At 71.4% G+C, this 13,079-nt stretch carries 10 protein-coding genes; 1 reads left to right on the top strand and 9 read right to left on the bottom strand.

Translation table 11 applies throughout. The features are described from left to right. Positions 1–156 precede the first annotated feature (156 nt). Positions 157–747, top strand: a complete 591-nt coding sequence (locus tag IE269_RS03545) for a TetR/AcrR family transcriptional regulator (protein WP_189821160.1) — start codon at positions 157–159, stop codon at positions 745–747. Between the two features lie 60 nt (positions 748–807). Here IE269_RS03545 and IE269_RS03540 read toward each other — a convergent pair whose 3' ends face one another. The 9 genes from IE269_RS03540 to IE269_RS03500 all read right to left on the bottom strand — a co-directional run bounded on the left by IE269_RS03540 (position 808) and on the right by IE269_RS03500 (position 12,970). Next, the gene (locus tag IE269_RS03540; RefSeq protein ID WP_189821159.1) at positions 808–2,163 is read right to left on the bottom strand and encodes a M28 family metallopeptidase; all 1,356 of its coding nucleotides are present in this window, start codon (positions 2,161–2,163) and stop codon (positions 808–810) included. Positions 2,164–2,351: 188 nt separating this feature from the next. Beyond that, positions 2,352–2,849, bottom strand: a complete 498-nt coding sequence (locus tag IE269_RS03535; RefSeq protein WP_189821158.1) for a hypothetical protein — start codon at positions 2,847–2,849, stop codon at positions 2,352–2,354. A 133-nt stretch (positions 2,850–2,982) separates the two neighbouring features. Beyond that, a complete protein-coding gene (abc-f, locus tag IE269_RS03530) occupies positions 2,983–4,587 on the bottom strand; it encodes a ribosomal protection-like ABC-F family protein (RefSeq protein WP_189821157.1) in 1,605 nt (534 codons plus the stop codon). A 332-nt stretch (positions 4,588–4,919) separates the two neighbouring features. After that, positions 4,920–5,897, bottom strand: coding sequence for an EamA family transporter RarD (rarD, locus tag IE269_RS03525; protein WP_229897426.1), 978 nt, complete (start codon positions 5,895–5,897; stop codon positions 4,920–4,922). A 169-nt stretch (positions 5,898–6,066) separates the two neighbouring features. After that, complete coding sequence (locus IE269_RS03520; protein WP_189821155.1) at positions 6,067–7,146, bottom strand: 2-oxoacid:ferredoxin oxidoreductase subunit beta; 1,080 nt, start codon at positions 7,144–7,146, stop codon at positions 6,067–6,069. Further along, positions 7,139–9,091, bottom strand: coding sequence for a 2-oxoacid:acceptor oxidoreductase subunit alpha (locus IE269_RS03515; protein WP_189821154.1), 1,953 nt, complete (start codon positions 9,089–9,091; stop codon positions 7,139–7,141). Before IE269_RS03515 ends, IE269_RS03520 begins: the two co-directional genes overlap by 8 nt. 303 nt (positions 9,092–9,394) lie before the next feature. Continuing rightward, a complete protein-coding gene (locus tag IE269_RS03510; RefSeq protein ID WP_189821375.1) occupies positions 9,395–10,054 on the bottom strand; it encodes a response regulator transcription factor in 660 nt (219 codons plus the stop codon). Positions 10,055–10,285: 231 nt separating this feature from the next. Beyond that, the gene (locus tag IE269_RS03505; protein WP_189821153.1) at positions 10,286–11,602 is read right to left on the bottom strand and encodes a sensor histidine kinase; all 1,317 of its coding nucleotides are present in this window, start codon (positions 11,600–11,602) and stop codon (positions 10,286–10,288) included. A 96-nt stretch (positions 11,603–11,698) separates the two neighbouring features. Continuing rightward, positions 11,699–12,970: a sensor histidine kinase gene (locus IE269_RS03500; protein WP_189821152.1), complete on the bottom strand. Its 1,272-nt coding sequence runs from the start codon at positions 12,968–12,970 to the stop codon at positions 11,699–11,701. Positions 12,971–13,079: the final 109 nt, after the last annotated feature.

The raw sequence follows: 13,079 nt of genomic DNA, 5'->3' as shown, positions 1-13,079 counted from the left end.
CCGGCGCACGGGACCGGCCCTGAGCCTGTGCCGTACCGAGCCGTCCCCCGATGCGGCTCGACACGACACGGACCGTTCCCCCTCGGGTCGCTATTGTTGGAGGCTGTCCTTCCGCTGTCAATACGCTACGTATCGTCGCCCGGCTACACTCCCCGCGTGAGCGCGACGCCTCCCAACCCGCAACGGCGCAGCGAGCGGTCCCGGCAGGCGATCCTCGCGGCAGCCATCGACCTGTGCTCGGAGAAGGGATACGCCGGGGTCACCGTCGAGGCGATCGCCGCCCGCGCGGGCGTCAGCAAGAAGACGATCTACCGCTGGTGGCCCTCAAAAGGCTTTGTCCTGCTGGAAGCTCTGGGCCAGAGCAGCGACTCGAACGCGCCCTTCCCGGACACCGGGCACCTTGGCGCGGACCTCTACACGCAGATGACCGGAGTGGTCCATCTGCTCACCACGCCGCCCTTCGGACCGGCGTACATCGGCATCCTCTCGGAGCTCCACCACGACCCCGAGCTCACCGAGGCTGTTCACGAACAATTCATCACTCCGCGTTTCACCGCCGCCGTGAACCGCCTCAAGAGCGCCCAGCGCCAGGGCCGCCTGCCCGAGGGCGCCGACCTGGAACTGGCGGTGGAGCTGCTCTACGGGCCGCTCTACTACCGGTACGCGCTGCGCAAGCCCCCGCACACGCCCGAGCGGATGGCGGAGCTGGTCGACCATGTGCTGCGGACACTGGACTGCCGCCCCTGACGCGGGGTCGAACACGCGTCAGGGGCGGCAGGGTTCAGGGTCGTGCCCCGCTCACTCGGCTCAGAAAGTGAGCTTCCAGCTGTTCAGCGTGCCCGTGTCCTGCGCCGCGACGTCCTGGACGCGGAGCTTCCACGTCCCGTTCGCCGCCTCGCTGGACGCGTTCACCGTGTACGTCGCGACGATGTTGTCCGCCGAGTCGCTGCTGGAGTTCTTCAGCCGGTACGCGGTCCCGTCCGGGGCGACCAGGTCGAGGACCAGGTCACCGCGGTAGGTGTGCGTGATGTTCACCGACACCTTGAGCGCGGCGGGCGCGTTGCCCGTACGGCCCGTGACGGCGATCGACGAGGTCACGGCCGCACCGGCGTCGGGTATCGCCACCGGGGTGGTGTTCTCGTAGTCCGTGCCGCCCGGGGGAGTCGTGCCGCCGGCCGACAGGGTCCACAGTGCGTACGCGATGGCGTCGCTGTTGCGGTCCAGGGCGGTGTCGTTGATGTTCGTCAGGCTGTCGCACGAGGAGTGGTAGCAGCGGTCGAAGGCGACGCCCGAGGTGCCGCCCCACTTCTGCGCCTGCGCGGCCGTCTTGCGGTAGTCCGCGCCCGAGAACAGGCCGCCGACCGGGATGCCGACGTTCTTGAACGGGGCGTGGTCGCTGCGGCCGTCGCCCTCGGTCTCGATCTCGGTGGGGATGCCGAGGCCCGCGTAGTAGTCCTTGAAGGTCTTCTCGATGGTCGGGTCGTCGTCGTAGACGAAGTAGCCCGGGTTCGGCGAGCCGATCATGTCGAAGTTGAGGTAGCCCGCGAACTTCGTGCGCTCGGTCGACGGGAGGCTGTTGACGTACGCCTTCGAGCCGAGCAGCCCCAGCTCCTCCGCGCCCCACCAGCCGAACCGCAGGTGCTTGTCGGGCTTCAGCTGGGCGCGGGAGACGGCGAGCGCGGCCTCCAGGACGGCGGCCGAGCCCGAGCCGTTGTCGTTGATCCCGGCGCCGGCGGACACCGAGTCCAGGTGCGCACCGGACATCAGGACCTTGTTGGGGTCGCCGCCCGGCCAGTCGGCGATGAGGTTGTAGCCGGTGGCGCCGCTGGCGGTGAAGGTCTGGAGCGAGGTGGTGAACCCGGCCGCGTCCAGCTTGGCCTTCACGTAGTCGATGGACGCCTTGTAGCCGGGACGGCCGTGGGCGCGGTTGCCGCCGTTGGCGGCGGCGATCTGGGAGAGCTGGGTGAGGTGCGCCTTGACGTTGGCGAGCGGGATGTCGGGCGCGGCGGCCGCTGCCGCTGTCGTACGGGTGGGAGCGGGCGCCGCGGCGGTCGCACCGGCGGTGGTGGCGAGCAGTCCGGTGACGGCGAGCGCGGAGACGGCCGCGACTCTGAGGGTGCCGGATCTGCGGTGGGTGAAGCCGAGGGAAGGGGAGAGCGTCATGTGGGGGCTCCGGATTCCGAACGGGGACGGGACGGAAACGTACGAGAACTGGCCGAACAGGTGGGTCTGGTAAGGCAGTTGAGCGGTGACGCGTGCGCTGTGCGTGCCTGATGTTCAGCGAGAGTTCGACTCACCGTCAAGGGCGGGTTCCGGTCAAGGGTGTTCGCAATGCGGACCGGGACGGTCGCTCACTGTCGGCGTACGCGGTAGGCCGTCCCGACCTGATCGCCGCCCGTCACTTCTATGTGGACGTCGAGTGCCTTCGAGGCGGGGGTCAGCTCGACCGTGACGACGCGGGACGCCGTGTCCCCGCCGCAGTCGATCCGTTGGCTGACCTTCGCCCGGCCCGAGGTGAGCGTGAAGGTCGCCGAGCCCTTCCCCGCGCAGGTCAGGTCGGCCGTGAGCGGCTTCCCGGGCGTCATCGTCTCGTCCCGGTTCAGGCTCGAACCCGTGCTGGAGGCGTCGAGGAGAACGGAGTCCTCCTCCGCCTCGACCCTGCCGAGCCGCCGTCGCGCCGCCTCCTCCAGTACCCGCCCCGGATCCGGTGCCTTCACGGTGGGGGAGGGCGGGGGTGCGCCCCGGTCGAGGGGCGGCGCCTGGGGCGAGGTGGTGCACGCCGTCGCCGCACCGGCGAGCAGTGCGGCGACGGTCAGGGCTGCGGCCATGCTTCGGGTGAGGTGCGGCATGGGGTCCCCCGTTTGCGGTAGCGGACGCGCACTCAGGCGTCTCAGGTGCGGTGATCATCCCGTCCGGGGCCTGCCTTCAATCGTGCAGACGTACACCGGTACGAATCTGAGACACGCGGCCGCCACCGTTCCCTCACCCCGCGGACACCACCCGGCCCTCCGCCAACTCCAGCTCCGCACCCGCGAATCCGCTCCGGAAGCGGCGGTCGTGCGAGACGACCACCACCGCGCCCGGGTAGGCCGCCAGTGCCTCCTCCAATTCCTCCACCAGGGCGAGCGAGATGTGGTTCGTCGGCTCGTCCAGTACGAGGAGGTCGGCGGGCCGTGTCACCAGCCGGGCCAGCTCCAGCCGCCGCCGCTGGCCGACGGACAGCGCCGCCACCGGAACGCCCAGGTCGTCCGGGCGGAACAGCCCGAGAGCGAGCAGCTCCTCCTCGTACTCCTCGGGAAATCCGGGCCGCCCGGCGGCGAACCCGGCGAGCAGGGTGCGCCGGTCCTCGGAACGGTCGGGTTCCTGGTGCAGATGCCCGAGGTGGTCGGGCCGTACGACGGTGCCCGCGTCCGGCGCGATCTCCCCGGCGAGCACGCGCAGGAGGGTGGACTTGCCCGCGCCGTTGGGGCCCGAGACCAGCAGGCGCTCCCCGGACTTGATCGTCAGCTCGGGGAGGTGGAGGCGGTCGGCGACGCGGATGTCCCTCAACTCGGCGACAGTGGCCGGCTGTTCGTCGTCCGTCGTCCGCAGTTTCACGTGAAACGAAAGCGGAACGGGTGGGGCCGGTACGGGGTTGGCCCGCAGCGTCTCCAGGCGCTGACGGGCGGCGCGGACCCGGCCCGACAGCTTGGCCTCGCTGGACCTGCGGTGCTTGCCGAAGCCCTGACCGGGGTCCTTACCGGTGGCGGCGAGACGTTGGCCTGCGGCCTCCACCAGGGCTTCGGTGTGGGCGAGTTCGTCGGCCCACTGCTGGTGCTCCTGCGCCCAGCGGGCGCGGGCGGCGGCCTTGGCGGTGCGGTAGCCCTGCCAGCCGTCGCCGTAGCGGGTGACCGTGCGCAGGTCGCGGTCCACCTCCCAGACGGTGTCGGTCACCCGCTCCAGGAAGGCGCGGTCGTGCGTCACCGCGACGACGGTGCCGCGGTGGGTGCGCAGCCGGTCCTCCAGCCAGGCGGTGGCGTGCCGGTCGAGGTGGTTGGTCGGCTCGTCGAGGAGGAGGAGTTCGGGGTCGGCGGCCAGGACGCAGGCCAGCGCGAGGCGGGACTGCTCGCCGCCGGAGAGGGAACCGAGGGCGCGGTCGCGGGTGATGCGGGCCAGGCCAAGGTTGTGCAGGGCGGCCTCGACGCGGGCGTCGGCCTCGTAGCCGCCGCGGTCCTGGTAGGCGGCGAGGAGTTCGCCGTAGGCGTCGAGGGTCGCCTCGGTGAGGTTTTCCTCCGCCGTGCGGAGTGCGGCTTCCAGGGCGCGCAGGTCGGCGAGGGCGTGGTCCACGGCGTCCTGGACGGTGAGGTTGCCGGGGAGGGCGAGGGTCTGGGCGAGATGGCCGACGCCGCCGGGGAAGGCGACGGTGATCTCGCCCTCGTCGGGGGCGGTCCCGCCGGCGATCAGGCGCAGGAGGGTGGACTTTCCGGAGCCGTTCTCGCCGACGACTCCGGCCTTCTCACCGGGGCGCAGGGAGAGGTCGACGCGGTCGAGGACGGTGCGGTCGCCGAAGGACTTGGAGACGGCGTGGAGGGAGAGCTGGGCGGGCATGGGGGTTCCCCTGGGGTGGCATGGGCTGCTACGGACTGCGATCCCTTCTCAGGGCACGCGGAGCCGACGGCGGGGGAGGGGCTCAGCCCCTTCGAACCCGGCCGCGTCCGCGGGAGGAATCACAGAAAGTAAAAGTGCCTGGCCATGGGTCGAGGCTAACGCGGGGTAAGTGGGTCTGTCCCCTGCATTTCCCGCTCGGTCCCTCCCCCTAGCCCCCTTGGGCGGCGGGGCCGCCCCCCGGGGGCGGGACGGGCGGGCAAGGGGGCGGTACGCCCGATCCGGGCCCACCCCGGTACCGGCCCCGCCCGCACCCCCGACACCGGGCACGCGCGCTACCGGCCCGGCCCCACCGCGCCCGGTTCCGCCACCGGAGCCGGGGGCGCAAGGGCAGCAGCCGACGCCACCGCCAGCCGCGCAGCCCTCGCACCCCGCGCCGTCCGCACCGCGTCCCACGTCAGCAGCGTCAGCGCCAGCCACACCAGCGCGAAGCCGGCCCACCTCTCCACCGGCATCTCCTCGCCGAAGTACAGGACCCCGAGCAGGAATTGGAACACCGGGGCCAGGTACTGGAGCAGGCCGAGAGTGGAGAGCGGGACCCGTACCGCCGCCGCCCCGAAGCAGACCAGCGGCACCGCCGTCACCAGGCCCGTCGCCGCCAGCAGCGAAGCGTGCCCCGCCCCGTGCCCGCCGAAGGCCAGCGAGCCGGAGAGGCCCAGCCACACCAAGTACCCGAGCGCGGGCAGGAAGAGCACGGCGGTCTCGGCGGCCAGCGACTCCAGCCCGCCCAGGTTCACCTTCTTCTTGACCAGGCCGTACGTGGCGAAGGAGAAGGCCAGGACCAGGGAGATCCACGGGGGCTGGCCGTAACCGATGGCGAGGACCAGCACCGCCGCCGCCCCGATCGCGACCGCCGTCCACTGCAAGGGGCGCATCCGTTCGCCCAGCAGCAGGACGCCCATCGCGATGGTGACCAGCGGGTTGATGAAGTAGCCGAGCGACGCCTCCACCACGTGCCCGGAGTTGACCGACCAGATGTACAGGCCCCAGTTGACGGTGATGACGGCCGCCGCCAGGGCTATCAGGCCCAGCTTCTTCGGCTGGCGGAGCAGTTCCCGGATCCAGGCCCAGCGGCGTACGAAGAGCAGCGCGATCACGACCACGCCCAGCGACCACACCATCCGGTGCGCCAGGATCTCGATCGCCCCGGCCGGCTTCAGCAGCGGCCAGAAGAGGGGGACGACGCCCCACAGCCCGTACGCCCCGAATCCGTACAGCAATCCGGTCCGCTGTTCGTTCTTTTCCTGCTTCACCGGTCTGTCCTCCCGCCCCGACAACACACGCCCCGTGGTCCGAAGGTAAGGCCGTCCGGCCCGGTGTGTCATGTCCGTTCCGCGATACGGTCATGACCATGCGCCCGCGCCCGGAAGCGCAAAAGGGCGCCCGGTCGTGAAAGACCGGACGCCCGAGGCACGGACAGGGTCAGCCGACGACCGTCCAGGTGTCCTTGCCCGCCAGCAGTGCCCCCAGGTCGCCCTTGCCGTCGCGCTCGATCGCGGTGTCCAGCTGGTCCGCCATGAGCGTGTCGTACACCGGGCGTTCGACCGACCGGAAGACACCGATCGGGGTGTGGTGCAGGGTGTCCGGGTCGGCCAGCCGGGACAGCGCGAAGGCCGTGGTCGGCGATGTGGTGTGGGCGTCGTGGACCAGGATCTGCGACTGGTTCTCCTCCGTCACGGCGACGACCTTCAGATCACCGGTCTGCGGATCCCGTACGACCCCCTTCGAGCCCTCCGCGCCGAAGCGGATCTGCTCGCCGTGGGTCAGGCGGATGACCGCCTCCTCCGCCTGCTGCTTGTCCTTCAGGACCTCGAAGGCGCCGTCGTTGAAGATGTTGCAGTTCTGGTAGATCTCCACGAGCGCCGTGCCCGGATGGTCGGCGGCCTGGCGCAGCACCTCGGTGAGGTGCTTGCGGTCGGAGTCGACCGTGCGCGCCACGAAGGACGCCTCCGCGCCGATGGCCAGGGACACCGGGTTGAAGGGCGCGTCGAGCGAGCCCATGGGCGTCGACTTCGTGATCTTGCCGACCTCGCTGGTCGGGCTGTACTGGCCCTTGGTGAGGCCGTAGATCCGGTTGTTGAAGAGCAGGATCTTCAGGTTCACGTTGCGGCGCAGGGCGTGGATCAGGTGGTTGCCGCCGATGGAGAGCGCGTCGCCGTCACCCGTGACCACCCACACGCTCAAGTCGCGCCGGGAGGAGGCCAGTCCGGTCGCGATGGCCGGGGCGCGGCCGTGGATCGAGTGCATCCCGTACGTGTTCATGTAGTACGGGAAGCGGGAGGAGCAGCCGATTCCGGAGACGAAGACGATGTTCTCCTTCGCCAGCCCCAGCTCCGGCATGAAGCCCTGCACGGCGGCGAGGACCGCGTAGTCCCCGCAGCCGGGGCACCAGCGCACTTCCTGGTCGGACTTGAAGTCCTTCATGGTCTGCTTCGCCTCGGCCCGCGGGACCAGGGAGAGCAGGGGGTGCGGGTGATCGCTCGTCGTGACCGTCTCAGTCATTGATGGCCTCCTTGAGGGCCGTTGCGAGCTGCTCGGCCTTGAACGGCATTCCGTTGACCTGGTTGTACGAGATCGCGTCCACGAGGTACTTCGCCCGGATCAGCGTGGCGAGCTGGCCCAGGTTCATCTCGGGGACCACCACCTTGTCGTAACGCCTCAGGACCTCTTCGAGATTCCTCGGGAAGGGGTTGAGGTGGCGCAGGTGCGCCTGCGCGATGGGCTGCCCCTCGCCGCGCAGGCGGCGTACGGCGGCGGTGATCGGGCCGTACGTGGAGCCCCAGCCCAGCACCAGGGTGCGCGCGCCGTCCGGGTCGTCGACCTCGACGTCGGGGACCGCGATGCCGTCGACCTTGGCCTGGCGGGTGCGGACCATGAAGTCGTGGTTGGCCGGGTCGTAGGAGATGTTGCCGGTGCCGTCCTGCTTCTCGATGCCGCCGATGCGGTGTTCGAGGCCGGGGGTGCCGGGCACCGCCCAGGGGCGGGCCAGGGTCTCCGGGTCGCGCTTGTACGGCCAGAAGACCTCGGTGCCGTCGGCCAGCTCGTGGTTGGGGCCGGTCGCGAACTGCACGCGGAGATCGGGGAGTTCGTCGACCTCGGGAACTCGCCACGGCTCCGAGCCGTTGGCCAGGTAACCGTCGCTCAGCAGGAAGACCGGCGTCCGGTAGGTCAGCGCGATCCTCGCCGCGTCGATCGCCGCGTCGAAGCAGTCGGCGGGTGTCCGCGGTGCGACCACCGGCACCGGGGCCTCGCCGTTGCGCCCGTACATGGCCTGGAGCAGGTCCGCCTGCTCGGTCTTGGTCGGCAGCCCGGTGGACGGGCCGCCGCGCTGGATCGCCACGATGAGGAGCGGGAGTTCGAGGCTGACCGCCAGCCCGATGGTCTCGGACTTCAGGGCGACGCCCGGTCCCGAGGTGGTGGTGACCGCCAGCTGGCCGCCGAAGGCTGCCCCCAGCGCCGCGCCGATCGCCGCGATCTCGTCCTCGGCCTGGAAGGTCCGTACACCGAAGTTCTTGTGGCGGGACAGCTCGTGGAGGATGTCGGAGGCCGGGGTGATGGGGTACGAGCCGAGGTAGAGCGGCAGGTCGGCCTGGTGGCCGGCCGCGATCAGTCCGTACGCCAGGGCCAGGTTCCCGGAGATGTTGCGGTACGTGCCCGGGGGGAACGCGGTGGTGGCCGGGGCCACCTCGTAGCTCACCGCGAAGTCCTCGGTGGTCTCGCCGAAGTTCCAACCCGCCCGGAAAGCGGCCACGTTGGCCTCGGCGATGTCGGGCTTCTTGGCGAACTTCTGCCGCAGGAACGCCTCGGTGCCCTCGGTCGGGCGGTGGTACATCCAGCTCAGCAGCCCCAGCGCGAACATGTTCTTCGAGCGGCCCGCGTCCTTGCGGGAGAGCCCGAAGTCCTTCAGCGCCTCCACGGTCAGCGTGGTCAGCGGCACCGGGTGCACGCTGTAGCCGTCCAGCGAGCCGTCCTCCAGCGGGGACGTCTCGTACCCCACCTTGGCCATCGGGCGCTTGGTGAACTCGTCGGTGTTGATGATGATTTCCGCGCCGCGCGGCACGTCGGCGATGTTCGCCTTGAGCGCGGCCGGGTTCATCGCCACCAGCACGTTCGGGGCGTCGCCCGGGGTGAGGATGTCGTGGTCGGCGAAGTGCAGCTGGAACGACGAGACACCCGGCAGGGTCCCGGCGGGGGCGCGGATCTCGGCCGGGAAGTTCGGCAGCGTCGACAGGTCGTTGCCGAACGACGCGGTCTCCGACGTGAAGCGGTCGCCGGTGAGCTGCATGCCGTCACCGGAGTCACCCGCGAAGCGGATGATCACCCGGTCCAGGCGGCGGACTTCCTTCGCGGGGGGCGTCACGGGCCGGTCGTCCCCGCCCGCGGTGGGCCGGTTGTCCCCGTCGTCGCCCTCGGCCTGCTCGGCCGGGCTACTGACCTGGCTGGTCACTGAACTGGACCTCCCTCAGAGGCGGCTGTTCCGGGGCGACCGGCCGACCGGCCGCCCGTGGCCACCCTACGTCCGTACGGGGTGCCCGCCGGGGGGTGCCCGCAGGATGGACGCGCTTTTGAGACACCCAACTGTCCTGATTTCGCACGATCCCGCCCCCTCCGCCCCTCCGAGTACCCCCGGAGAGGGAGACGCCCCAGCTCATCCTTTGGTTCTGGTCCCCAAGCCCCCCGCCCGCAAGGCCGTTGGACCTTATTAACTGACGCTGCGTCAGAAATCCAGGACTCCGCTGCTCAGCACTGTTCAGGAGTTGAGGTAGGTGAGTACGGCCAGCACCCGCCGGTGGTCCCCGACGCTCGGCGAGAGCCCCAGCTTCAGGAAGATGTTGCTGACGTGCTTCTCCACCGCCCCGTCGCTCACCACCAGCTGCTTCGCGATCGCCGAGTTGGTCCGCCCCTCGGCCATCAGACCGAGGACCTCCCGCTCACGCGGGGTGAGCCCGGCCAGCACGTCCTGCTTGCGGCTGCGCCCCAGCAGCTGGGCCACCACCTCGGGGTCCAGGGCCGTACCGCCCCGGGCCACCCGTACGACGGCGTCCACGAACTCCCGCACCTCGGCGACCCGGTCCTTCAGCAGGTAGCCGACGCCGGTGCTGGACCCGGCCAGCAGTTCGGTGGCGTACTGCTCCTCCACGTACTGCGACAGCACCAGCACCCCGATGCCCGGGTGGTCCCTGCGCAGCCGCACCGCGGCCCGCACCCCCTCGTCGGTGTGGGTCGGCGGCATCCGTACGTCCGCCACCACCACGTCCGGCAGCTCCCCCTGCGCGGCGAGGTCCGCGACCGTCTTGACCAGCGCCTCCCCGTCCCCGACGCCCGCGACCACGTCGTGGCCGAGGTCGGTCAGCAACCGGGTCAGGCCCTCCCGGAGCAGCACCGAGTCCTCGGCGATGACCACGCGCACCCTGTCTCCCACGACCACGTCTCTTCCTGCCCCCAGTAACCGGCGGACCGCACGCACGGCCCGTATCGCGGACCGCGCACGCGATCCGTATCGCGGACCGCATGCGCGATCCGTTCAGGGGCCAGCATCCCAGCATCCGGACCCGAGCGCCCCCGTACGCACGCCTCCCGCACATACGGCAGGGCCCTCCGGACAGCTCCGGAGGGCCCAGGCTTCGGTACGGGTACGGGCTCAGCCCCGCCAGGGCAGTTCGGCCGTGACCGTGGTCGGGCCGCCCGCCGGGGAGTCCACCACCAGCACCCCGTCCACCGCGTCCAGCCGCTCGCCGAGCCCGGCCAGACCCGAGCCGCGCGAGGTGTCCGCGCCGCCCCGCCCGTTGTCGGAGACCTGGAGCATCAGCCGCCCGCCGGTCTCCCACACGTCGACCGTGGCGCGGGTGGCCTGAGCGTGCTTGCTGACGTTCTGGAGGAGCTCCGAGACGGTGAAGTACGCGATGCCCTCGATCGCCGCCGCCGGACGGGCCGGCAGGTCCACCTCCACCTGCACCGGCACCGTGCACCGGGACGCCACCGCCGACAGCGCCGCGTCCAGACCCCGGTCGGTGAGGACCGCCGGGTGGATGCCCCGGGCCAGGTCGCGCAGCTCCTGGAGGGCCACCTTCACCTCGCCGTGCGCCTCGTCGACCATCTTCGCGGCGGCCTCCGGATCCTGGGCCAGCTTCTCCTTCGCCAGCCCCAGATCCATCGCCAGGGCCACCAGACGGGCCTGCGCCCCGTCGTGCAGATCGCGTTCGATGCGCCGCAGGTCGGCGGCGGCGGTGTCCACGACCACGCCCCGGTCCGACTCCAGCTCGCTGACCCGGTGGTCCAGGGCGGACGCCCCGAGCAGCCCGCCCACCGCGAGCCGGTCCACCGACACCAGCGCCCGGGTCGCCCAGGGCGCCGCCAGCAGGACGACCAGGCCGACCGTGAAGGTCAGCAGAATGGCGAGCGGCTCGTCCAGGTAGACCTGGCCGTCGCGGTCGGAGTAGAGCGTGATGCCGCTGTCGCCGGGGGTGGCCCACCCGTACAGCGGGTACGTCACCCCGGCCAGCCCGACGGACCAGAAGACCACCGCCACGGTGAAGGAGAAGATCGCCCACGGCATGTGCAGGAAGCCGTACAGCAGATGCCGCCAGGACACCCCGGACTTCAGCACCGCCCCGATCCAGCTCATCGCCCCCGGCTTGGCGCCGCGCACCGGACGCGGCGACTCCACGTCCAGGCCGAGCAGCGCCCGCGCCCGCCCCCGCTCCACCGCGCCGAGACCGCGCAGCGCCATCAGGCCGGCCGCCAGCACCGGGATGCCGATGAACGTCACCAGGAGGCCGGCCCCCAGCGAGAGGGAGGTGACCGCGAGGGTGAAGCCGACGATGCCGAGCGGCAGTCCGAGCAGGACGTACGTCAGCTCCCGCCAGGCGCGGGCCTCGAACGGCGCGCGCAGCACCGCCGGGACGCGGTGCCGTGGGGGCAGGTGATCCCGGGTGCGGGGGGCGTAGTCCGTGGCCATGGTTCGGGTCCGTTTCTTCGGGTGTCCAGAGGCGGGGTGGAGGTGGGGCGATGTCTCAAGACTGCGCTCGCGGGGCGGCGTGGACCATGTGGTCAGTCACCGTCTTTTACGGGGGTTTTCCCTACCGGAGCCGGAGCCGGAGCCGGCACGGGCCCCGCTCGCGGCCGTGCGCGTCCGCCACGGCAGTTCGGCCGTCACCGTGGTGCCCGCACCGGGCGGCGAGTCGACCGTGAACAGCCCGTCCACCGCGCCGAGCCGCTCCGCGAGCCCGGACATCCCGGTGCCCCCGTCCAGGCTGGCGCCGCCGCGCCCGTCGTCCCGTACCTGAATCAGCAGCCGCTGGCCCGAACGCCACACCTCGACCGACGCCGTGCGCGCCCCGCTGTGCTTGCTGACGTTCTGCAGCAGCTCCGAGACGGTGAAGTAGGCGATCCCCTCGATGGCCTCCGCCGGCCGCTCGGTCAGATCGGCGGTCACCTTCACCGGCACCGTGCAGCGCGACGCGATCGCGGACAGCGCCGCGTCCAGACCCCGGTCGGTGAGGACGGCCGGGTGGATGCCCCGCGCCAGATCCCGCAACTCCTGCAACGCCAGCTTCACCTCTCCATGCGCCTCGCCGACCATCTGCGCGGCCGCCTCCGGGTCCTCCAGCAGCTTCTCCTTGGCGAGCCCGAGCCCCATCGCGAGCGCCACGAGCCGGGCCTGCGCCCCGTCGTGCAGATCGCGCTCGATCCGCCGCAGGTCGGCGGCGGCGGTGTCCACGACAACCCCCCGGTCCGACTCCAGCTCCGCGATACGCCGCTCCAGCTCGCCCGAGGGGAACAGCAGCCCGCGCACCATCGCCCGGTCGACATTCGACATGCCCCGCGCGAGATACGCGAGCACCGGCCACAGCACGATGAGGCTCACCAGCGTCACCGCGAAGGTCAGGACGCCCCACGGCAGCCGGATCACCGAGTACAGGACGGTCCGCCAGGCCACCGGGTCCTTCAGCGTCGACCACAGCCACGGGAAGAAACCGTCCTGCGCACGCGCCGCCCGCAGCGGACTCGGCTCCTCCACCCGCACCCCGAGCAGTACCCGCGCCCGCCCCCGCTCCCAGCGGCCCAACTGCCGCGCACCCATCAGCCCGGCCGCCAGCAGCGGCAGCCCGACCACGGTCACGGACAGCCCGACCCCGAGGGCCACGACGAGCACCGCGTACACGAACCCGATCAGCGCCATGGGGAAGTCGAGCAGCAGCTGCGCGACCTCCTTCCAGGTCTGCTTGCCGAACGCGAGGACGGCGGGCGGCGGGAGCGGCGCATCGGGCGGATACGGCGGGGGAGGCGGGGTGCCGGGCGTGTGCGCACCGGAGCTGACGGTCATGGCCCAAGCCTGCCGGGTGCGCGCGGGCGTCCGCCATGGGGTGGGCGGGCCACCCGGGGTGGGGACAACCCCACCCCTCTCTCCTCTGTCTCCCCCCTGTCTCCCCTCT

Source organism: Streptomyces spiroverticillatus (assembly GCA_014650415.1).
GTDB classification, from domain to species: domain Bacteria; phylum Actinomycetota; class Actinomycetes; order Streptomycetales; family Streptomycetaceae; genus Streptomyces; species Streptomyces spiroverticillatus.
This window is presented reverse-complemented; position numbering and strand designations above follow the sequence as displayed.